General features: G+C 38.6%; 22 protein-coding genes and 1 riboswitch. Of the genes, 4 read left to right on the forward strand and 18 right to left on the reverse strand.

The features are described 5' to 3' along the window. Nucleotides 1-965: 965 nt before the first annotated feature. Nucleotides 966-1,685, forward strand: a complete 720-nt coding sequence (locus tag ACYH0L_RS08825; RefSeq protein WP_099728365.1) for a DUF421 domain-containing protein — start codon at nt 966-968, stop codon at nt 1,683-1,685. A gap of 440 nt (nt 1,686-2,125) precedes the next feature. Here ACYH0L_RS08825 and crcB (ACYH0L_RS08830) read toward each other — a convergent pair whose 3' ends face one another. From crcB (ACYH0L_RS08830) to ACYH0L_RS08845, 4 genes are all read right to left on the reverse strand, one after another. Continuing rightward, on the reverse strand, nt 2,126-2,482 hold the full coding sequence (crcB, locus tag ACYH0L_RS08830) for a fluoride efflux transporter CrcB (RefSeq protein ID WP_180275551.1): 357 nt from the start codon (nt 2,480-2,482) through the stop codon (nt 2,126-2,128). Between the two features lie 2 nt (nt 2,483-2,484). Further along, nucleotides 2,485-2,883: a fluoride efflux transporter CrcB gene (gene crcB / locus ACYH0L_RS08835; RefSeq protein ID WP_099728367.1), complete on the reverse strand. Its 399-nt coding sequence runs from the start codon at nt 2,881-2,883 to the stop codon at nt 2,485-2,487. Between the two features lie 56 nt (nt 2,884-2,939). Next, nucleotides 2,940-2,999, reverse strand: a riboswitch (Fluoride riboswitch). Between the two features lie 85 nt (nt 3,000-3,084). Continuing rightward, a complete protein-coding gene (locus ACYH0L_RS08840) occupies nt 3,085-3,504 on the reverse strand; it encodes a universal stress protein (RefSeq protein WP_099728368.1) in 420 nt (139 codons plus the stop codon). A gap of 15 nt (nt 3,505-3,519) precedes the next feature. Then, nucleotides 3,520-4,995, reverse strand: coding sequence for a SulP family inorganic anion transporter (locus tag ACYH0L_RS08845; protein ID WP_327925222.1), 1,476 nt, complete (start codon nt 4,993-4,995; stop codon nt 3,520-3,522). Between the two features lie 58 nt (nt 4,996-5,053). Here ACYH0L_RS08845 and ACYH0L_RS08850 point away from each other — a divergent pair, with 58 nt between their 5' ends. Beyond that, the gene (locus ACYH0L_RS08850) at nt 5,054-5,743 is read left to right on the forward strand and encodes a recombinase family protein (RefSeq protein ID WP_230030214.1); all 690 of its coding nucleotides are present in this window, start codon (nt 5,054-5,056) and stop codon (nt 5,741-5,743) included. 95 nt (nt 5,744-5,838) lie between these two features. On the opposite strand, the gene ACYH0L_RS08855 is transcribed toward ACYH0L_RS08850, so the two are convergent. Further along, complete coding sequence (locus ACYH0L_RS08855) at nt 5,839-6,513, reverse strand: potassium channel family protein (RefSeq protein ID WP_482354463.1); 675 nt, start codon at nt 6,511-6,513, stop codon at nt 5,839-5,841. Nucleotides 6,514-6,659: 146 nt separating this feature from the next. On the opposite strand from ACYH0L_RS08855, the gene ACYH0L_RS08860 reads away from it, so the two are divergent. Beyond that, entirely contained in the window at nt 6,660-7,997 is a 1,338-nt protein-coding gene (locus tag ACYH0L_RS08860) for a TrkH family potassium uptake protein (protein ID WP_230030215.1), read from the forward strand. 81 nt (nt 7,998-8,078) lie between these two features. On the opposite strand, the gene ACYH0L_RS08865 is transcribed toward ACYH0L_RS08860, so the two are convergent. The 8 genes from ACYH0L_RS08865 to ACYH0L_RS08900 form a co-directional block, all read right to left on the reverse strand. Then, complete coding sequence (locus tag ACYH0L_RS08865; protein ID WP_482354464.1) at nt 8,079-9,290, reverse strand: chromate transporter; 1,212 nt, start codon at nt 9,288-9,290, stop codon at nt 8,079-8,081. A gap of 29 nt (nt 9,291-9,319) precedes the next feature. Then, entirely contained in the window at nt 9,320-9,739 is a 420-nt protein-coding gene (gene arsC / locus ACYH0L_RS08870) for an arsenate reductase (thioredoxin) (protein ID WP_482354465.1), read from the reverse strand. Between the two features lie 24 nt (nt 9,740-9,763). Continuing rightward, nucleotides 9,764-11,062 carry an arsenic transporter gene (locus ACYH0L_RS08875; protein WP_099728374.1) on the reverse strand — a complete coding sequence of 433 codons (1,299 nt, stop codon included), beginning with the start codon at nt 11,060-11,062 and terminating at the stop codon, nt 9,764-9,766. 16 nt (nt 11,063-11,078) lie between these two features. Beyond that, a complete protein-coding gene (locus ACYH0L_RS08880; protein WP_099728397.1) occupies nt 11,079-11,411 on the reverse strand; it encodes an ArsR/SmtB family transcription factor in 333 nt (110 codons plus the stop codon). 94 nt (nt 11,412-11,505) lie between these two features. After that, nucleotides 11,506-13,146, reverse strand: coding sequence for an FAD-dependent oxidoreductase (locus ACYH0L_RS08885; RefSeq protein ID WP_256499622.1), 1,641 nt, complete (start codon nt 13,144-13,146; stop codon nt 11,506-11,508). A 670-nt stretch (nt 13,147-13,816) separates the two neighbouring features. Then, the gene (locus ACYH0L_RS08890; RefSeq protein WP_230030535.1) at nt 13,817-14,059 is read right to left on the reverse strand and encodes a DUF2651 family protein; all 243 of its coding nucleotides are present in this window, start codon (nt 14,057-14,059) and stop codon (nt 13,817-13,819) included. A gap of 212 nt (nt 14,060-14,271) precedes the next feature. Further along, nucleotides 14,272-15,198, reverse strand: a complete 927-nt coding sequence (locus tag ACYH0L_RS08895; protein WP_482354466.1) for an alpha/beta hydrolase fold domain-containing protein — start codon at nt 15,196-15,198, stop codon at nt 14,272-14,274. Next, nucleotides 15,195-15,608, reverse strand: coding sequence for a MerR family transcriptional regulator (locus ACYH0L_RS08900; RefSeq protein WP_482354467.1), 414 nt, complete (start codon nt 15,606-15,608; stop codon nt 15,195-15,197). Before ACYH0L_RS08900 ends, ACYH0L_RS08895 begins: the two co-directional genes overlap by 4 nt. A gap of 242 nt (nt 15,609-15,850) precedes the next feature. Here ACYH0L_RS08900 and ACYH0L_RS08905 point away from each other — a divergent pair, with 242 nt between their 5' ends. Further along, entirely contained in the window at nt 15,851-16,159 is a 309-nt protein-coding gene (locus ACYH0L_RS08905) for a magnetosome magnetite crystal formation protein family (protein ID WP_099728379.1), read from the forward strand. A 51-nt stretch (nt 16,160-16,210) separates the two neighbouring features. Here ACYH0L_RS08905 and ACYH0L_RS08910 read toward each other — a convergent pair whose 3' ends face one another. From ACYH0L_RS08910 to ACYH0L_RS08930, 5 genes are all read right to left on the reverse strand, one after another. Next, nucleotides 16,211-17,614, reverse strand: coding sequence for a sensor histidine kinase (locus tag ACYH0L_RS08910; RefSeq protein ID WP_256499625.1), 1,404 nt, complete (start codon nt 17,612-17,614; stop codon nt 16,211-16,213). A 2-nt stretch (nt 17,615-17,616) separates the two neighbouring features. After that, nucleotides 17,617-18,324, reverse strand: coding sequence for a response regulator transcription factor (locus ACYH0L_RS08915; RefSeq protein ID WP_099728381.1), 708 nt, complete (start codon nt 18,322-18,324; stop codon nt 17,617-17,619). A gap of 142 nt (nt 18,325-18,466) precedes the next feature. After that, nucleotides 18,467-19,732, reverse strand: coding sequence for a glucuronoarabinoxylan endo-1,4-beta-xylanase XynC (gene xynC, locus ACYH0L_RS08920; protein WP_371930238.1), 1,266 nt, complete (start codon nt 19,730-19,732; stop codon nt 18,467-18,469). A gap of 66 nt (nt 19,733-19,798) precedes the next feature. Further along, on the reverse strand, nt 19,799-21,343 hold the full coding sequence (locus tag ACYH0L_RS08925) for a glycoside hydrolase family 43 protein (RefSeq protein WP_371930231.1): 1,545 nt from the start codon (nt 21,341-21,343) through the stop codon (nt 19,799-19,801). A 224-nt stretch (nt 21,344-21,567) separates the two neighbouring features. Next, nucleotides 21,568-23,028 carry a CoA-acylating methylmalonate-semialdehyde dehydrogenase gene (locus tag ACYH0L_RS08930; RefSeq protein ID WP_099728384.1) on the reverse strand — a complete coding sequence of 487 codons (1,461 nt, stop codon included), beginning with the start codon at nt 23,026-23,028 and terminating at the stop codon, nt 21,568-21,570. Between the last annotated feature and the right edge of the window lie 131 nt (nt 23,029-23,159).

A 23,159-nucleotide genomic window follows, 5' to 3' on the forward strand; every position in this document is an offset into this window, starting at 1 on the left:
GATTGATCACACAAACTTGTTGCCTGGTTCACATCATGAATGGAACTAAATTCTTTGTCCTTAATAAATGAAATTGGTCATAAAGGTTCTTCAGTTTGAGTATGTTAATTTGTCTCATTCATTCCATTTCATTTTTCTCAAGTGCTTTTTTAAAATAATTATGATAAAAGTTAAATGACGCCTTCAATGGGGTACGTCGTTCCCAACAGCAAAATAGTAATGTAAGGTTTTTTTAATCTCACAAATGGCTTTTCGGTAATGGCTACGATAAGAGGCGTGCATCTTTGTTCTTCTCTTTATATTCCCGACTACTCCTGGACAGATCCTTGATGATATTCATGAATTGTGGAAGAACTTACAATTGGGTGTATCCTGAATGACTCCATCCGGGTGATCACGTTTTGCCTCCTTTCTACTCCCCATAAGTAAATTTAGTTCATCTGGCATGAGTATTAAATCAGTTATAAACTCTTCTTCAGTCCAGTTTCGTTTCAATACTTCCACTCTAATCTATGGTGTTTAATTCTAGTATAATTTTAATAGGAGAACACCAGCAAGAGAGCTAAAAGAATTAATTTCATCTGTTTATTTTACATTTATTGCAATTTGTATGACAGATTAGAGCAGAAACTCTGTGATCGATCCAATAACAAAGGCTATTACTTGAAAGTTTTTGGATAAATCATCCGGTTGGTAATTTGAAATTAACCGAAGTAAGTATTGGGTGATGAATAAAAACAATTTACCATGATAAAAATACAATCTAACCATAAAATAAGAATTCTTGCCTAACATTTAAAAAAATAAAGAAAGATGGTTGAGTGAATGAAGAATAAAAACGAATTGATATTTGGGATTATTGCCTCCTCATCCGTGGCAGGGAGAGCAAATATTTCAAATATGAACGAAAAGATTGAAAATACGAATAGAGAACTTGTACTTGAATACCAAGGGGATCTTAAATAATGGAAACTTTAATAGATATTTTAAAGGTTTATGTAAGGATCATCACTATAATTCCTTGGCTTTTAATTGTGACATTGTTCATGGGGAAACGGGCAATAGGAGAAGTACCTGTATTTGATTTCTTGATCATTATTGTGCTAGGTGCTGTGGCAGGTGCAGATATCGCTGATCCGGATATTCCTCATTTATATACATTTTTATCAATATTAGCTATTGGAGTCTTACAAATCATTGTTTCAAAATTAAAATTAAAAAATCGATTTTTGGGACGACTGATTACATTTGAACCAACTATTGTCATCCGAAACGGTGCTTTTATTGTAGGAAATTTACAAAAAATCCGATATTCCTTAGATAATGTATTACAAATGTTAAGAGAAAAAGATATTTTTGATGTAAATGATGTAGAGTTAGCCTTAATCGAACCAAATGGGAAGCTAACTGCTTTTAAAAAACCTCATAAATCTACTATCACCGCAGAGGATTTAGGAGTTAAAAAAGTATCCGGAAATATTGCTTATCCTGTTATTATCGAAGGTAACATAGAAAATCAGGTGCTCACTCAGTTAAATTTAACTGAACAGTGGCTTGTTCAGGAGTTACAGAAAAAAGATCTGAAAACGGTTGATATTTTTTTTGCATCAGTTAATGCGAACCATGAATTGCACGTATCATTGAATAGTAACAACAAAAGTTTTAAGCCTGAGATAAATCATTAGTTTGTGACTTTTTCGTATAAAAATGCCGGGAAAAGACAATAGAAAATGGAACAAGCCAAAAAGTTTCAAAAAAGGCTGCGCCTAGATCAATGCAAAAGATATTGTAGGCAGGCTGGTGCAACAACCAAAAAAGGGCTAACCCCCGTACGTGCTACCCATAAAGAGCACAAAAGTCTATTATGGTGCACCGTGATTACCGGAGTAAGAACATGCACCAAGTGTATCATCTACCTTTTTCGCCAGCCTACGAATGCTTTTGTCGTTGGTGTTTGCAATCAAGCCATTAGTCAACCATGGATTAGAACTGCACCATGGAAAATAGATGAGTGTCTATAATGATGATTAGATCATTGGCCAATTTGAGTAAACGCGATTTGATTGTCTCATTTGCAGATTATATTCTTGCAAGGATTTTGAATACATCATACTCTGTTCCATGTCTAATGATTTCCTATCAATACACCAATAAAAGCTAAAATAATTCCACCAGCATAACTGGAAACCAAATAGTAAAGAAGGACGGAATGATTTCTTTTTTCCCTTAGTTGAATATTTTCTAATTTAAATGTAGAGAATGTTGTAAACGCACCCATGAATCCAACCCCCAAAAGGGCATATAAGTCTGAAGATAGACCCCTACCAACTATCCAACCTAACAAAAAAGAACCCGTTAAATTAACAAACAACGTCCCGAGCGGGAAATTCGAACTAAATTTTTTGTGTATCCATGTACTTAATGTGAAACGGGAGATAGCTCCTAGAAATCCTCCAATAGCAATCAATAATCCAGTCATGATGTTCATTCCCCTTTCCTCTGTAATCGTTTAAAAGAACGATGCCCAATATCGTAGCCTAACCACGACATCATAAGTCCTCCAAATAAGCTAAGTAATACATAAAGAAAGGCGAACCCAGCTAAATGATGTTGAATTAAAGTCACCGTTTCTACACTAAACGTTGAAAACGTCGTAAATGAACCCACTAATCCAGTACCGAGACCAGCTAACACATGTGGATGAAATTGTTTAAGTTTGACAATTCTACTCGTAAACCAGCCTAATACAAAGCAGCCAATCAAATTAATGAGTAAGGTTCCTAAAGGGAAATCATATCCCCACCAAGAATGGGTAAACACTCCCAAGTAATATCTAAGCAGACTGCCAATTATTCCGCCTGTTCCCACTAACAAATAAATCATTTTATACCACCTCTTTCAATCATTTAGGCAAAAAAATAGACTCCTACCCATCTATAAAGTGGGTAGGAGTCATTAGCACGATGGCAATTACGGCGAACTCCATCGCCTATATATTTAAGCCTTTAGTATTTTTCATTTTAAGCGATAAACCTGCTTATTTCAAGTGTTTTAGAAAGTGAAACTCTACTTTCTGCCTCTTCGTTATTTCACAATTAAAACTGGACAGTTCACTCGTTTGGCTACTTTATGACTGACACTTCCTAGGACCATTTCTTGAAACGAGTTTAATCCTCTGCTGCCAATAATGACTAGATCAAAATGATTGTCATTGGCATAAGAAACAATTGTAGGCCCGGGATCACCATGTTTCATTGTTAGTTTATAGGAACATTCTTCAGTTTGAAATTTTTCTTCTATTTTTTTCAGCTTCAGTCTTCTAGCTTGCTCTAGTGCCTCTGCACTTCCACTATGCAAAACTTCGCTTTTAGATTTAGAATAATCCAATACATAGATGAGCTCTACTTCTGCATCTGTCGTTAATTTCCCTAATTGAATCGCATGGTCCGTTGATCTCTCAGAATGAACTGAACCATCCACAGCTAATAATATTTTTTTATACATCTCTCATCCCCCTCATTAGTGACCTGATGCTTTTGCATTTGGTTGATCATAAGTAGCCAGTTTCTTCATTAGCTTTTTGCTGGCTTCATTTAACCCTGTCAAACGGACGTCTTTATTATTTTCTTTCAATTTCAATACAACTTTATCAATCGCTGCAACAGCTGAATCATCCCATATATGGGCTTCAGTAAAGTTTAATGTGACTTTTTCTTTTGGTTGATCACTGAACGAAAATGATTGAACAAAATCCTGTACTGAGGCAAAGAACAGTTGACCGTTAATATCGTAGACTATTTCTTTATCTGAAGATTTTGAAGAAGCTTTTACACTAACCTTTGATATTTTGGCTACAAAGAAGACAGCACTCAAAATGATTCCTGCGAAAACGCCTTTAGATAAGTCATGAGTTGCTACAACTGTGACAACGGTGACAACCATCACAATAGAGTCTGATAATGGAACTTTTGTAAGTGTTCGTAATGATGACCAATCAAATGTACCGATGGAAACCATAATCATCACACCAACTAGAGCAGCCATAGGAATTTTCACGACCCAATCGCCAAGGACGATAATGAGAAACATCAAGAAAACGCCTGCAACAAACGTGGATAAGCGACCTCTCCCTCCTGATTTCACATTAATCACTGATTGACCAATCATAGCGCATCCCGCCATGCCTCCGAAGAATCCGGCAACAATGTTAGCAATTCCTTGGCCGCGGCTTTCTTTATTTTTATCACTATCTGTATCTGTCATATCATCTACGATAGATGCAGTTAATAAAGACTCTAGAAGCCCTACAATAGACAGTGCTAATGCAGTTGGAAAAATGATCATCAATGTTTCAATGTTTAAAGGAATATCAGGAATCATAAAGCTTGGCAAAGAGCTTGTGATTTTTCCTAAATCGCCCACAGTGCGTAATTCGAGATGACCAAATATAGCTAGAACCGTCATTGCAACAATGGCAACAAGTGGAGCAGGAACTACTTTAGTGAACCTGGGAAGAATATAAATAATGAGTAACGTAACCGCAACCACGATATAAGTCAGGTTAGATATTCCAACAAAATGGGGCACTTGTGCCATAAAGATTAGGATAGCAAGCGCATTTACGAAACCGACCATAACCGATCTAGGTATAAATTTCATAAAGCGAGCAATTTTCAGTGCACCAAATATGAATTGGATGATCCCAGTTAAGATGGTCGTAGCAAATAAATACTCAATTCCATGATCTTTCACCAAGGTCACCATTAACAGAGCCATAGCACCCGTAGCAGCTGATATCATTGCAGGGCGACCGCCCATAAATGAAATAACAACGGCAATACAAAAAGATGCATAAAGTCCGACCATTGGATCTACACCTGCTATCACCGAGAAAGCAATGGCCTCTGGGATAAGCGCAAGAGCAACAACGATTCCTGCTAAAATGTCTCCTTTTACATTTGGAAACCATTCGTTATGAAGTTTTTGTACGAACAAATGAAAAACACTCCTTCTTTTTTGAATTGACTTCTAACTCTCATAGAAGTCAGGTCCGTTGATAACATCTTCAAATTTAACAGACCGCAATTTAAATGTCCATCATTTTTTGTCCCAAAAACGAACTTTTTTGGGACTAGAAATCATCGAGTTGAATTTTTGTTATAATATCAGTAAGCAATTCTTTGGAGATGATAAAGTGATTTTCGGTTATGCACGTCCATTTAGTCATGATATAGATATGGCTCTACAAACGAAAGCTCTTGAAGATAAAGGCTGTGATAAGATTTATTATGAACAAACCATATCTCCTAAAATCAGACCTGAACTCAATCATTTGCTGGATTCTTTAAATGCAGGAGATCAAGTCATTGTCTATAAATTTTATAGTATTGCTGATTCTACACGCCACCTAATTGATTTAGTTCAATTACTACAAAGTAAGTATGTTCATTTCATATCTATCATTGATCAAGTAGATACATCATCAGTGGAAGGCAAAGTGTTTTTTAAGCTTATGAAGAGTGTTGGGGATTTTCAGCATGATGTATTAAGTGAGAGTACTAAAGCGGGAATTTATGAAGCTAAACGAAAAGGGAAAAATACTGGGCGGCCTAGAAAACCTGATGCTAATGTCAGGCGTGCATTAGATATGTATCAAAGCAAAAAATATAGCATTGCTCAAATTACACTTGAGACAGGTATAAGTAAAACAACACTATACAGATATTTAGAGGATGAAGGGTGATCTTTTAAAATCAAATTTATACCTGATGTCTTTCCCAGGGTGAAAAAATGAGGGTTCTTTAATATTTTGTCTTGAACCCTCTCTCCTCTTTATAGTTAGAATGATTGACTTTGTAATTCATTTCTTTCAAAACGTGCGATAGCTTTCATTGCTCCAATGACAATTAAGATATCGTTTTTCTGAATTTGTTCATGAGCAAGCGGGGAAATAATCACTTCTTTCCCTCGTTTGATAGCTACAATATTGATTTGATATCTTGCTCTAATGTCAAGGTCAAGTAATGACTGATTTTCTAAATGTCCGTTTGCTTCAACCTCAATTAGCCCATATTCATCAGATAGCTCCAGGTAATCGATGACATTATTTGTAATGATTTTATGGGCTATTCGTTTCCCCATATCTCTTTCTGGATGGACAACTCGATCGGCCCCGATTTTATTTAGTAACTTTTCATGGTAATCGTTTTGTGCTTTTACCGTCACCAGTTTAACGCCAAGTTCTTTTAATATAATGGTTGTTAAAATACTAGCCTGAATGTTTTCACCTATAGCCACAATTACATGATCAAAGTTTCGCATTCCTAAGTTTTTCAACACTGCTTCATCTGTAGAATCACCAATGACCGCATGCGAAGCGATTTGCGCATATTCGTTTACACGATCTTCATTTAGATCCATAGCTAGCACTTCAAGTCCCTCTTCGCTTAATGCTTTACATATGCTCCCGCCGAAGCGGCCTAATCCGATAACAGCAAATTCTTTTTTTGGCATATTGATGACTCCTTTTGTTGTCTTTCAAATTATTTTGGATAAAACGTATTTTGTTATGAAAACAAATTGATAATAGATAGACAATCATAATCCTTTTCGTTATATAATAACATTAAAATTTCAAGTGGTTGAAAGTAGGCTAGAACATGTTTAAATATGATCATTTTTTTAAAAAACCAGTAAAATTAACGCCTCCTCAAATTTTATTGTTTGGATTTTTGACGGTCATTGTGATAGGAGCTTTTTTTTTAACTCTACCGATCTCTACAGTTGAACCCATCTCAATCATTGATGCTTTCTTTACAGCTGTTTCAGCAACAACTGTTACAGGTTTAGCTGTGGTTGATACAGGAACAACCTTTACTTTATTCGGACAAATTGTCATTATGCTGATGATACAAATTGGCGGGCTTGGTTTTTTAACTTTAGCCGTCATGGTCATCTTGTTATTTGGTAAAAAGGTAGGTTTACGAGAGAGGTTATTGGTTCAAGAGGCTTTTAATCTGACAAATATAGGCGGTATTGTACGTCTTATAAAGGTTTTGTTTATCTTTTCAATAACATTTGAGTTAATAGCTACTTGTATATTATCATTTCGGTGGATACCGGAATATGGTTTTTTTAAAGGGGTATACATCAGTTTATTTCATGCCATTTCTGCTTTTAATAACGCAGGTTTTTCTCTTTTTTCAAATAGTTTGATGAACTATGTACATGATCCACTGATTAACCTGACCATCACCTTCCTGTTTATCATCGGTGGTCTTGGTTTTACAGTGATTTTTGACATTTGGAATAAACGGAGATTTAAATTATTATCAATCCATTCAAAGCTTATGATTATAGGAACCCTCATAATAAATGGTGTTGCGCTGTTACTTATATTTTTAATGGAATTTGGTAATCCACATACTCTAGGTCCAATGAATCTTCTTGATAAATTCTGGGCCTCTTATTTTCAAGCTGTGACAACAAGAACCGCGGGTTTTAATTCGCTTGATATCGCACATATGCATGAAAGTTCTTTAACTCTGATGATGCTTCTTATGTTTATTGGTGCTGGGAGTGCATCAACAGGAAGTGGGATTAAGTTAACAACGATGATGATCATTTTGATCTCTGTCCTCCATTTTCTGAAAGGAAACAAAGAACCCGTCATATTTAGACGTACAATTAGACACGATGTGGTCATTAAAGCCCTATCTATTAGCTTTATCAGTTTATGTTTTGTATTTATCACCATTTTTTTATTGACAATGACTGAAAAAGCCCCTTTCATTGATATTGTTTTTGAAACCTTTTCAGCATTTGGCACGGTAGGTCTTTCAATGGGATTAACTCCGGATTTAACGTTTTTAGGTAAGGTTATTCTTTCGATCCTTATGTTTATTGGTAGAGTAGGTTCTCTAACCATCGTATTTATCTTTATGAAACGAACGAAAAGCCCAATACGTTATCCTGAGGGAGAGGTGTTTGTCGGTTAAAATAAACACTCATGGATTCACCGTGTTCAAGGTGAATCCATTTTTCGTTCCGAAGTATTGTATTCATTATCAAACTAAGTTTTATGACAGAAAAGCTAACAATCGACCACCAACTGCACCAACTACTACAATGAACCAAGGCGGTAACTTCCAAAAAGCTAACATGCTGAATAAAATAGACACAAATGCAAAGTCAATCGGCTTTAAAATGGCGCTTGTCCAAATAGGCTGATAAAATGCAGAAATCAAGATGCCCACTACTGCTGCATTTACGCCCATCATAGCTCCTTTTACTTTTGGATGACGGCGTAAATGGTTCCAAAATGGTAGTGTACCTAAAATTAAAAGAAAAGCAGGCAAAAATATAAAAATGGTTGCTAATATCCCCCCTACCCAACCGTACATAACAGTTCCTAGATATGCAGCAAACGTAAACAATGGGCCTGGAACTGCTTGTGTGGCGCCATATCCAGCAAGAAAGGCTTCTTGGCTCACCCATCCACTTGGAACAAATTCACGTTCAAGCAAGGGCAAAACAACATGGCCGCCACCAAAAACAAGTGAACCAGAACGGTAAAAATGATCGAACATCGCAATCCACTGAATCGATGTCACTTCTCTTAAAATTGGTAAAAGAATGAGTAAGACAAAAAATAAAGATAGACACATCATGGCAAACCTACGTGATATGGGAAAATGGGTATTGGATTGATGATGATCACGATGTTTTTGATAAATAAGATAGCCCATAAAAGCAGATACTAGTATGATCCCTATTTGTGTATAGGTGGTTTGCCATAATAACGTAACGACTAATGCCATTAAAGCGATAGCTTTTCGTTTTAAGTCAGGGGTTACATTTTGAGACATCCCTACAATAGCGTGAGCAACAATTGCTACAGCAACTAGTTTAAGCCCGTGTATCCATCCAGCTGTTTCAATATTCATTCCTTTCATCAGCAATGCGAGCGTAATAAGTGCGATAACAGACGGAAGAGTAAATCCGAGAAAAGACACAATGCCTCCTAATACCCCACTATGTATGACTCCTATGCCAATCCCCACTTGACTGCTTGCTGGACCAGGGAGGAATTGACATAAGGCCACTAAATCTGCGTAACTTTTTTCATCCAACCATTTTCTTCTTCGTACATATTCTTCGTGGAAATATCCTAAGTGAGCAATTGGGCCACCAAATGAGGTGAGCCCAAGTTTTGTTGAAACCATGAATATTTCGAATAAAGTTCGGATGGAGGTTCTCTCTTTATGTGTGCTGAACGATGGTTCTTTCATTTTACTTCTCCCTTCACATATGAAAGATGTTATTTTCCAGTTTCAGCAAACTGTTTCAATCGTTCTCCAATTTCATTTCGTACTCTTTGGAAAAATGCCCACTTCTCTTCATCTGTCCCTTCTGCTTTTGCTGGATCATCAAAGCCCCAATGTACACGTTTGACATGAGGGGGTGTCATAGGGCATTTATCAGCTGCATCACCGCAAAGTGTCACAACTAAGTCAGCTTGATGTAATATCTTCTGATCAATCAGGTCAGACGTTTGATGAGAAATATCAATCCCAATTTCGTTCATTGCTTTTACAGCATTCGGGTTTAATCCATGCGCCTCAATCCCAGCACTATATACGTTCCACTCATCTCCAAGCTGTTTCTTAGCCCATCCCTCAGCCATTTGACTGCGACAAGAATTGCCGGTGCATAAAAAGTAAATTGATTTCTTTGACATGTTGATCTTCTCCTTTACACAAACTTAATGAATAATCAGTAGCCAAATATAAAGACCAGCAAGGGTAATAAAAAGGGTTGGAACCGTCAATATAATACCCGTTTTAAAATATGTTCCCCAAGAAATCTTCACACCCTTTTGTGAAAGAACATGCAGCCATAATAGAGTTGCAAGTGATCCAATAGGCGTTATTTTCGGGCCCAAGTCAGAGCCGATCACATTCGCATAGATCAGAGCTTCTCTCATGATTCCTTGAGTATCAGTTCCTGAAATGGCTAGTGCATCAATCATAACTGTCGGCATATTGTTCATGACCGAGGATAGAACGGCAGCAATAAATCCCATTCCTATGATCCCGGTAAACAGGCCTTGGTCTGCTACAGCTTGAATGACATTTGACAGGACATCCGTTAATCCGGCATTCCTTAATCCATATACGACAACGTACATTCCGATGGAAAAGAACACAATTGCCCACGGAGCACCATTAAGCACCTGCTTTGTCTGAACAGCTGAGCTCTTTTGAGCCATCATGAGAAAGAAGATTGCTATGACACCCGCTATGATAGAGACAGGTATTGAGAAAATCTCACTAATAAAATAACCAACTAATAGTACTCCTAATACGATCCAAGACATTCGAAACATTTTGTGATCCTTTATTGCTTCAGCAGGGGGTTTGACATCTGTCATATCATAGTGTCGAGGAATGCTTTTTCTAAAGAAAAGATAAAGAACAATGATACTGGCAGCTAGTGAGAACATGTTAGGAACAATCATTCTAGATGCATACTCAATAAAACCGATGTTAAAGAAATCTGCTGATACGATGTTTACCAAGTTACTGACAACCAACGGCAATGATGTGGTATCAGCAATAAATCCACTAGCTATAATAAAAGGGAAAACCAGTTTTTCTTCAAAATTTAAAGCCCGCACCATTGCAAGGACAATCGGTGTTAAAATCAAAGCTGCCCCATCATTAGCAAAAAAAGCAGCAACAACAGCTCCTAATATTGATACATAAATAAACATACGAATACCGTTACCATTAGCAGCCTTTGCCATATGAAGAGCTGCCCACTCAAAAAATCCGATCTTATCAAGGATAAGAGAAATGATGATGATCGCTACAAAAGCCAGGGTAGCATTCCAGACAATTCCTGTAACGGTCATGACATCCTGAACATTCACGACTCCTGCAATTAAGGCTAAAACGGCCCCTCCACAGGCTGACCAGCCAATAGATAAATTCTTGGGCTGCCATATGACCAGCACTAATGTGATGAAAAAAATGACGCAAGCTAAAACAGCTGAAATCAATTGAATCTCCCTCCTACTAACAAGAAGCTTTAGTTTCTCGTTGTTTGATGCTTTTTAAAAGTTTATCTTCCTCATCGATGTGATCTAAAATATGCTGGATCACCTCAAATTCAGGACATGATCTGTTGATCGAATAAAATCGCCATTGGCCTCTCCTATCCTCTTTTACAAAGCCTGCGTTTTTCAATTTTCGTAAATGCTGGCTGATTGATGGCTGACTCATTTCAAACATATCTACCAATTGACATACACAATACTCTTTATCTAAAAACAGCTTCATCATCATCAGTCTTGTTTGATCACTGAGTATTTTTAAGCAGTTCAACATGTTAGTGCTCTCTAATTTCATTCCTGTAGTCAAATTTGAATCCCTCCCTTTAACACAGTATATAAGTGTGTTTTTATATAAATGCATGTGATATATAGATACACAAATTTTTTTGCTAATTCTTTAAATAACTTTGAAAATGTTTATTCCCACCGGAAAGGTTGTAAACTTCTTTTATTCCCATATTGATCAAAATATTTTGTGCTGCATTTCCTGTTACCCCACTATTGCAATAGGTTATGGTTGGGAGATCAGGATGAAGATTCTTAGCACTTTCTCTAAGTTCTGACAAAGGAATATTTAAAGCGCCAGGTACGTGTGATACTTTAAATTGCTTTTCAACCCTGGTATCAATGATTTGTAATTCTTCCTCGTTTTCCATTCTTTCAATTAATTCCCTTGGTGTGATTAATCGATTTTTATTTTGAATAGAGTTATGAAGGGCCATACCGGTATACATTACAGGGTCTTTCGTTGTACTAAACGGCGGAGCATAAGCTAAATCCAAATGGAATAAATCTTCAGCCTTGGCTTTAAATGTGATGGCCGTAGCAAAAACATCAATGCGCTTATCGACACCTTCTTCTCCGACAATTTGTACACCTAGAATACGTCCTGATTTTCTATCGGCAACAGCCTTAATCACTAATTCTTTTCCACCTAAATATTCTGCCTTTGCAGGTTTAATGTTGTATAAAATGTCAACATGATAGCCGTGTTCTTGCGCCTCTTTTTCGGTAAGACCAGTTTGGCCAACAGCTAAATTAAACACTCTTAAAATGCCTGTGCCTAAAATACCGCGGTGGGCCAAATCGCCACCGGTAATGACATCGCCTGCAATACGTCCCATTTTATTTGCTGTCGATCCCAACGGTCTGTATAAAGGTTTCCCTGTAATGACTGAAACACTCTCGGCCACATCACCAACTGCATATATATCATGAAAATTTGTCTGCATTTTGGCATTGACAGCTATAGCTCCTGTTGAACCTAGTGTGATGCCTGCATCTTCAGCTAAAGTTGTATTTGGGCGAACGCCAGCTGCTAAAATCACAATATCTGATTGAATCGACCGACCGGACTTTGTCGTTACTGACCTGTCTTCTATTAATGTTGCTTCTTCATTTAATAATAATTGAACCCCATGTCTTCGCAGTTCTTCTTCAACCCTGAATGCCATATCTTTATCCAAGTTCGGCAACACTTGATTGCTGCGTTGAATCATCGTTACTTCCAGGCCTTTATGAATCAGCTGTTCGGCTATTTCAAGACCGATATATCCTGCGCCGATGATCGTTGCTTTTTGGGGATTTTCTTCTTTCATATATTGATCGATTTTAAATGTATTTTGTATGGTTCTTACTTGGAATACATGCTCTTTGCTGACGCCAGAAATATTTGGTGTAGCCGGAGAAGCGCCAGTTGCCAAAACTAAAACATCATAGGTGTCAATTTTTGTTTTTCCAGTTTCAAGATCCTTAACAGCTATATTTTTTTGAGCGGGATTGACCTGAGTAACCTCATGACGAGTGAAAATATCAACGTTATAGCGATCTTTAAACCATGAGGCACTTCTTGGTGTTAAGGAACTTAAGTTCTCTACTTCACCCCCTAAAAAGTAAGGGATACCACAAATAGAGTAAGATATGTCATAGTCAGCATTATAAACTGTAATATCTATCTCTTCATTATTTCTACGTGCTTTAGCTGCAGCTGAGGTACCTGCTGCAACAGAACCAATGATGATCATTTTCAATTTTAAATAACCTCCTTTATGTAAGAACGAAATCTTAACTTCTCCAAGATTATATAATCATTTAATTATATAATCAATTGTTTATGTAAATTCTTTTATAAATACATTGATTTTTTTTATTTATTTTATGATTTATTCATCAAAAAAATTGATTTATAAGGAGCTACATAAAATGAAAGAGAACTTACCAGTAGTTATTATCGGCGGAGGCCCAGTTGGTATTGCTGCAGCTGCACATCTTATTAAAAGAATGGAAGAGCACCAACATGTTATTAGCCACTGGTTATGAGCAGGCTCGCTCTGTTATTGCTTATATGACTGGTGATAAAGAGTCTGCTAAACGTGTAGAACTTAAGTTACCTGAAACGGGAGTCTGAACAGTTGCTTTAAAGTCTGCGGTTGTTAAAACGTCTTGTTGTATTAATGAATAAGTGAAAAGCAGGTCTCGTTTTGGGACCTGCTTCATTAAGTAGTATTTTTTCCATCACCATTACATCCCTGTTCTTTGAATATGCCTGCTTTTCTATATTCCATCGACTTATATCATCCTTGTCCTCATTCATTATATGGGAACGTGAATAAGGGTAGAGTATAGATTAAGAGCAACCCATCCTACGATTTCAGACAAAAATAAAGCTTATGTTTGAGGACATAAGCTTCTTGATTATGCTTATTTATAACGTTTTGACATATCTCGTATCATTTTTGTTATGACAGACGTACACATGCATAAAAAAGTCACAATCCCTACCCAATACATATTTGATATGTCGAACCCAGTATAGGCAAATATGAAGATGGTTGAGGATAAAAATGTGATAATTAGAACTACATAAACTTTCTTAAAGATTAAGTAGCCAATAATCCCCCAAGCCAAATACAATAATGGCAACGTAAATAAGATGAGAGCCATGGGTTGAAGAAAGAAAACACTAATAACGTCACTCTCCTTTAACAGTCATTTGAGTGGTTACAGTTCAACTTCATTGAAGAAACTAATATTCATCATCTTAATAGTGAATGTGTATTTTGTAAACAAAAATAGAAATTTAAGGGTAAATTATTGACATTGGATATACATTTATTTTGATTGGGAAAAGACAATTCATCACTCAAAAACAATCCTTAGCTATTCATAACCTGAATGATTTTCTCCTGAGCATCTGTTGCTTCAGGGATTGGCATGACAACAAACACATGAAGCATTTCCGGATAAACGTAAGTGTTGATCGCAATTCCTTGTTCGGTTAGTGTTTCATCAAGTTTTATCGCATCTGGATATAAAGCTTCATGTGTGCCAATAAAATGAGTGATCTTCCCAAGCCCTTTAAAATCACCGTAAATTGGGCTGATCAATGGGTCAGTTAGGTGTTTATCAGCAGCCCATATGCTTGAAATGACTTCCATTCCTTCACGAGCCAGCATAGGATCTTTTTCAGCATATTCAGGGATTAGTGGATTGCTCAAACTCATATCAACACATGCAGACAGTAAGATGATATCTTTCGGTTGCGCGAGTTGTTCCATCTTTAAGAGGTGCGCCAGACCAAGAGCAATGTTTCCGCCAGCTGAATCTCCCATAATCGTTAATTGATTAGGGCTTTCAACCGTTTCAAGCATTTCTTTGTAAAGGTTTAGGATTTTCGGGTACGTATCTTTGTAGTTATAATGGGGTACTTTAGGGTAAATAGGTGCCACCACCTTCGCATGAAGGGATTGAGCCATTTTGTCCATGAACCACCAGTGCAAATTCAAAGGCTGATTTGTCCATGCTCCCCCATGTACATATAAAATCACTTTTTGTTTAGGAGACGATTGATCATTTAGTGTAAAGACTTGCATGCCCTCGAATGTTCGCTCCTTTACCTCACTAATAAAGTGAACATCATCCCCAATCACATATGGCTGCGTATTTTCGATTTTTTTTTGATCAAGAAAGATTTTGGTGTTTTCGATACTAGAAAAACTCTCTTTATTACTTTGAGAAAATAACCATTTTTCAAATTGAATACTTTCTTTAGAACGTTCGCCTTGATAAATGTCTACACTCATTTTCTTTCCGCTCCTTTAACATCCTGTTTTGTCACATGAAATAATTCAAGATATTCATGTATGTCTTTGTCAGAAGTCTTTAATAGGTTAGATAAAAGGTCTTGCATGAAACGTAAGCTTTTGATTTTCTCTTCAATCTCTTCAAGTTTATGATGGACGATCTCTCTTAACGTTACTGGATTCACCTCATCACTTAGCATTCCCATGATTCCTTTGATTTCCTTTAACGAATAACCTAACGATTTAGCCCCTTTTATGAATTCAATTTTTAAAAGGACATCTTCTGTATATAATCGATAACCGTTAGAATGGCGTATTGGGACAGGTGAAATGTCGTTTTCTTCATAGTACCGAATGGCAGCAGCGCTTATTCCAGTTCTTTTTGAAAGTTCTCCTCTTGTCATCAGCATCTTCTTTCTCCTATGTTCGTATTTTTCATGAATAGGTTAGTCACCTGTTGCTATGTCCATTATAAAGGTTGAACTATACTTCAAGGTCAAGAATATAATCATTAGATTTTTAGCCATTTTTAAGGTTGCTGTAAGGTTGGGATTAATACAGGTTAAGGTTGAGGTTGTACAATAGGTTTGTACTTCAGTGAAGGGCTGAGTCAAAAGATTCTCCCTTAAATAAATCATAGAGGTGAAAAGGTTTGAGAGAAAATAAAATTTTGTCTTCATTATGTTACTTCAGTATATTTTTTGCACCGTTTCTGTTTCCGATTATTGTCTATTTCTTAGGTCAGGAAGATGTGAAATATCATGCGAAAAAATCGTTGTGGACGCATCTGATTCCTTATTTGATTTTTGGTATTGGCATCATCGGTTCAGGTTTACTTGGCATGAACGATATCAGACATGCTGGGCCTTTCGTGCTTGCGACGTATGCTGTGACATTCCTTGTGGCGATCTATTTCTTCATCTGGAACATTGTCAAAGGAATCAAAGTGTTTTCAGAATAATAAGTGGAAAAAACGGTTCTGTTATTGGTCAGAACCGTTTTTTATTGCCATTTATGAAGGTAATTGTATGTCGATTGTTGTTCCTTTCCCTAAAGTGCTGCTTATGGTGATATCCCCGCCGTGCTTTTGGATAATATCTTTTGCTATGGCCATCCCAAGACCAGAGCCTGCATGTGTTACTCCTGTATTTGTTCCTCTGTAATAGCGGTCAAACACCTTTTCTAGCTCCTCTTCTTCTATTCCTTTGCCGTTGTCTTTAATGGTCACATGGGTTTGTTCTTTTTGTTCGATCTGTACAACGATCTGCACATCATGATCATTGTGAACGAGGGCATTTAAAATGAGATTCGTGACCGCTCTTCTAATCAATATCGCATCAAGGTTCAGCATCAGTTTTTCTACATTCGTTTGAAGCTCAATCAACTGATCCGCATACCTAGAATCGTTTAAAATATCAATTAACGTTTCCCTAAGCAGGGATACAATGTTCACTAGCTCTTTATTCAGCATCACGTCGTTATTTTTCAGCCTTGACGTTAAATTTAGATCCTCCATGACATCTTTGATATACAGTGATTTATTTTCAATGATGCGGGCGTAATGTCTGATTTCATGACCTGAAAGAGGATAGTTTGGATCTTTGATGATTTCAGCATAGCCTTGAATAGAAGCTAATGGTGTTTTAATGTCATGAGAAATATGACTGATCCATTCTTCCCGCATTTGCTCTAATTTGTCTTTTTCTTTTTTGCTTGAAGCTAGTTGTTCTGATAAGTGATTGACATTATAGTAGACATCTTTATACATCCCCTTAGTTGGCAGGTTTGTCGTGTAATCGCCGTTTGCTAACCGCTGGATTCCATGAATGACACGGCCGAGCGGTTTTGTGAGCTGCCGGCTGAATAGATAGCCAATGATTAGCGCAATGATGGCATCTATTGATAATAAAATGATCGTCCCGATATTGAATCTCGTCACTAAATCCTTCGTGTCGAACGAGAATAGATATTTTCCGAGTGAAGGATTCTTAAATCCGATAAAGTAGCTGTATTCCTTACCCTTTACTTTCTTTCCACCGGCATAAATGGTCGATAATAATTGCTTATCCTTATATTTATGTAAGTTCACGATTTCTAAAGGTGTATATTTGTCCTTTAATCCTTTAGGTGCTCGGATATGATACACATCTTGTCCATTTTCGTCCAATATTTGAACCCACGCATTTTGCTGTTTTAAAGCCTGCTGCCCTTCTTTTTTTACGGTGATTCCTTGATCGGAAAAGGTGATATATTGCTCAAATGATCTTGTGAAGGTTTCGGGCGTATTTTCTTCGCTATGCTGGCTGCTTGCTTGCAGTACAAGCCATATCATGAATCCAAATAAGTTGATAAAGACAGTGATAATGGTCACGATAATGACAGAGACCATATATCTGCCTGTTAATCGCCAATTCATCCTTACGCATCCTTTACAACAAATTTATAGCCCAGCCCTTTAACAGTGACGAGAAACTCCGGTGTTGACGGGGAGGCTTCTATTTTCTCCCGAAGTCTACGTATATGAACCATCACCGTATTGTCAGAACCGAAGAAGTCTTCTCCCCATACGGTTTGATAAAGTGTTTCTTTACTGATAACGCGATTTGGGTGCTGTAAGAAATAGGTCATGAGCATAAGCTCTTTCGGTGTTAGCTCAATTGCCGCTCCATTTTTGGTGAGCTCTGCTTGCTGCTCGTTTAATTCAAAGGGTCCTTTTTTGATCACAGTATCGGTTTGAGAAGGCTGTAAGTAAGATGATCTTCTCAGCTGCGCTTTGACCCGATAGGCGACTTCCTTAGGGCTGAAGGGTTTCGTAATGTAGTCATCCCCGCCGATCGCAAGTCCTACAATTTTGTCTGTTTCCTCACCCTTTGCCGACAAAAAGATAATCGGAACATGGGAGATTTCTCTTATTTGTTTGCAAATATCATAGCCTTCACCGTCTGGCAGCATGATATCTAGTATGACCAAATCGGGATGTTCTTGCTGAAATTTTGCCAATCCATCACGGGCAGTCGAAGCAGTGATCACGCGATCAATACCTTCTCTTGTTAATACGGTGTTGATCAGTTCTAATATTTCTTTTTCGTCATCTATAATTAATACCTTGCTGTGAAGCTGTAACATACATTGATCACTCCTATGAAGTCATTGTCATTATTATACCCAATGTTTATTCATAGTGAAAAAATCAACACCGTTTGACCACAGAAAAAAGCCAATTTTCTTTTTTGAGTGAGAAAATTGGCTTTTTGCAATTCGGATGACTTTAGCGTTTCACAACAAATGTTGTCACACTTTGAGCCGGGAGATGGGCCCAAAATTGATTGCCTGATATATTTAAATCTGTTCCAGGCTGAAGGTTGCTGTTACTACTCGTAATCCATCTTGACGCTTGCGAAGCAGATCCATTTTGCAGCACAAAGTGTTGATTGACTCCTGCGTTGTTTTTATTAATCGCCACAATGACGACTTTATTGTCACCTTTATAGGCTGATACGAAAACATTCGGTTCAGGATTTTTCGTTGCATCAATCCTTACATAGCCAGGACGCACGAATTTGGAGAAATGCGCCATGTTGTATCCGCGTTTGCTGATCATTCCATCTTCCTTCATAGGACCATATGATCTGCGGATGTACCACCAAACATACGCCTGGAAATCTCCTTCTACCATTGAATGGTGAATATGCTCTGAAACGCCTAATGCCTCAGGCCAGCGATCCGCTGAATTGTTGTCACTATTCGGGTAGTATACTTCTGTCATCCATAGCTCCTTTCCTCCTCCTTTTTGTTTGAAAAGAGGATATGGAAGCTGGCTGATTTGGGTTCCGTAAAGATGTGCACCGAGAATGTCCATATTTCTAAGCGCCTGCGGATCGTTTAAAATGGGATCTGATATATTTTTGAGGTATTGAAAGGATTCTGGCGCAATGACGCGGGCATTAATGGAGCCGGCATTTTCTCTCATGAAACGCAGGATTTCCTGCGGGGTCCACCATGTCCATTCGTGTGCATAATCGGGCTCGTTTTGCACAGAAATGGCATAAAGATTTACTCCATTATTCTTCATGTACGTTACAAAGTCATTGAGATGCTGAGCATATGCTGCGTATTGATTGTATCTAAGCCGTTTTGCAGACGTACCATTACGGTTAAAGGTCTCGACCATATTGCTTGGAGGATTCCAAGGCGAAGCAATCACCAAAGCTCCATGCTCTATCGCCCTTTTGGCTGTGGTGACTTCTCTGTGCCAATTATTTCTGTTCTCGTCTACATAAATTCTAAGAATAGAAAAACCTAATTGATTCTGTCCATTGCCAAAGGCGGTCTCCCTTTGAGGCGCTGTCAAATCACCAATCCAAGCCGGGTGGTTCATTCCGCCAAAGCCGCGAATCACTTGTCTTTCCGCATTGATATTAATATTTGCATCACTTGCTGCTGAAACCTCAGCCACTCCTGGTCCAATGAACATGACTGAAAGCATCGTAAAGCAGACCAATAAAGTACAAATTGGTTTTTTTACAATTGACATCAAGTTTCCCCACTCCTCCATCAAGCATTTATAGAAATAGCAGCATCTGTTTTTGTCTTTCTTTTGCTATCTTTGAGTAAACTGCCAGGAATCAAATTGAAATTGGTTTCCAGAGCTTGTTCCGGTAAAGACAAAAAATACGTTGTGCACGCCTGTTGCTCCGTTTACCGCAGTTTCTATTTCTCGCCAGTTTTGCGTTCCGCCTGTGGAAGGAACATTTAGTGTTCCAACAAGCTTGCCGTTTGCACTGCCAAGGCGCACTTCTATTTTTCCACCTGTAGTGGATGCGACATTGGCTTTAAAGGTTCTAGCACCGCTTGATCCGAAATCTACGTGACTGACAGCCACCCAATCTCCGTTTTGAATGTTTGTGACATGTTGGTTATTGACCGGTCCTCCGGGTGCTGAGGAAGCTTCTGTCAAAATACGTCCATTCCAAGCGAATGTTTCAGCTTCAACCCGTTGATATGGATTCAGATTGGATAACTGTTTCACCCCTTCATAATTGGCTGCTACTTCTCGAAGGGAACCGTCTGCATTATGCACAAGCTTATTAATATGGGGAGAACGGTAGCCTTTGCCGGCTCCATATAATGCTGAGCTGACAGTTTGCGTATGATACACGACATACCACTCGTTTTTAAAATTGAACACAGCATGATGGTTGTTACCGCCGCCGCCGAAAAACGCACCCGGATTTTTCAGGAAGTGTCCTTTATACGTAAAGGGGCCCATAGGACTTGAGCTCGTCATATAGCCAATCTCACCAGGTGGTTTATCTGCTGGGTGGGAGCCGCCAAAATTGATGCAATACGAATAGTAATAGGTTCCGTTATACTTATGCATCCCCGAGTCTTCAAACATAAAAGGGGCATCAATAGTTGATGCACTGCTGGCAACACTTGTCATATCTGGCCCTAGTTTCAGAACTCTTGCTGTTTTAGGATTGGCCCATTGTCCCTGCGTTGGATTTGACCCGCCTGGAACGCCTCCGCCGGCATATAGATAACCTGTACCATCATCATCTACAAATACAGCGGGATCAAAAAGCCATACAACACCGGACATGCCTGGCGTACTTGGCGTGACGAGCGCTTTTCCGATTGGATCTGTCCATGGACCGATTGGACTGTCTGCTGTAAGGACTCCGATCCCTCCGCCACTGTTTGCGAAATAAAGGAAAAACTTATCCTTTCCATTGATCTTTTTCACCGCTGCTGATGGCGCCCAGGAAGCACCTGCCCATTTGGCAATCCCTCTCCCGCCGTTGGCCCCATTTGCGCCAGCTACTGGAATCGCTCCGTGATCTGTCCAGTTCACCATATCCGCCGAAGAGATGACAAAGACCCTATTCAAATTTGCAAAAGAATTGTCCTTAATCGTTCCGTTGCTGTGATATTCATAGTCATCACTCGACATATAAATGTACACTCTTCCGTTATAGGTGAGCGCAAACGGATCCGCCCCCAAGTGATGGTCTATAAGCGGATTTGCATTTCCTACTCGTTTTGCAATGGGGGTACTTGCTGCACTCGCATCATATACCGGTATACAGCTCAGCACCAAAGCAAGAATCAAAAAAACTACACCGCACTTCATCCTCGTCCTCATCGTTTCATTTCCTCCTGTTTTCATCTTCCTCATATTGGGGTTTACGCCCAATTTCAAAATATGTTGATATGTGGTGATGAAGAATGAATACAAAGGATGATTTCTAGTGCAAATCACTGCAAACATCATGATGAAAACCCTTACCTTTTGACTAGAAGGCAACAAAAAAATGCAGTCATCCATTCTGGAGCTGCATTTTTTCCTCTTTATTCAATGAATGTAGACTACATATAACGAGCGGTTACCATTTTCTTTCTTGTGTAAAACTCCACTCCATCTGTTCCATTGGCATGCAAGTCGCCGTAGAAAGAATCTTTCCAGCCGGAAAACGGGAAGAATGCCATTGGTGCGGGAACACCGATGTTAACGCCCAGCATACCTGCTTCTATATTTTCGCGGAATTCTCTTATGCTTGATGCACTGTCTGTGTAGAGGCAGGCACCGTTAGCAAATTTTGATTGATTGGACAGGTCTATCGCTTCTGTTAGTGATGAAACACGAACAATTGATAAGACTGGGGCGAAAATCTCGTCCTGCCAAATTTTCATTTCATGTGTGACATGATCAAAGATCGATGGTCCAACAAAATAACCTTTTCCATTTGTTTCATTGTCTTGCCGGCCATCACGAATGAGGCTGGCCCCTTCTTCAATCCCTGATTGGATGTATTGAAGCGTCCGCTCCTTGTGCTCCTTTCGAATGACTGGACCAAGAAAGACATCTTCATCGATTCCGTTTCCAATCACGAGCTGATTGGATTCATCGACTAATTTTTGAATCAAATCGTCCGCCACTTCTTCTTCAACTGCGACAACGGCTGCGGCCATGCACCGCTCTCCTGCTGATCCAAAAGCAGCCCCAATGATTTGTTTTGTTGCCGCATCTAAATCGGCGTCTTTCAACACAATGGAGTGATTCTTTGCGCCGGCAAGTGCTTGTACACGTTTGCCATGCTCTGTTCCTTTTTTATAGACGTATTCTGCGACTGGCTGAGAGCCGACAAATGAAATGGCTTTGACCTTTTGATGTTCAAGCAGGCCGTTTACGACATCGTGAGCACCATTTACAATGTTGAGAACACCTTTTGGCAGTCCCGCTTCTTCAAATAGTTCTGCTAACCGTGCAGCGAGAATGGGAGTTCGCTCTGAAGGTTTTAAGACAAATGTATTGCCGCAAGCAATGGCAAGCGGGAACATCCAGCATGGGACCATCATCGGAAAGTTAAATGGTGTAATACCACCGATGACGCCAATTGGGTATCGGTACATGCCAGATTCCAGCCCTGTCGCGATATCTGGCAATTGTTTTCCCATCATTAAGGTCGGTGCACCAGCAGCAAATTCCACACATTCAATCCCGCGCTGCACTTCTCCTTTTGCTTCTGTTAAACTTTTTCCGTTTTCAATCGTGACCAGCTCTGCTAGCTCATCCCATTTCTCAACGAGTAACTGTTGGTATTTAAATAAAATACGTGCACGTCTAGGGACAGCTGTTTTAGACCAAGTGGTAAATGCTTTTTGTGCTGCTTGTACCGCACGTTCTACATCTGTTTTCGTTGAAAGTGGAACTTCTGCGATGACTTCGCCAGTAGCCGGGTTATAAACAGCCTCCGTTTGGCTTGTTTCTGCCTCAATCCATTGTCCGCCAATATAATTTTTCAACGTTTGTACATCTGTTTTGGTCATGTTCTCTCTCCTCTTTGTTAAGAATGTCATGCTTTTAGGATGTTTATTTATCGTCATTGTCTCATCTAACGGGAGTTCATCTGTATACACTCTTTGTCAAATCAAACCGCTGTTTTGGTTGACGTTGTGAT

It is taken from the genome of Bacillus sp. MC1252 (genome assembly GCF_056838025.1).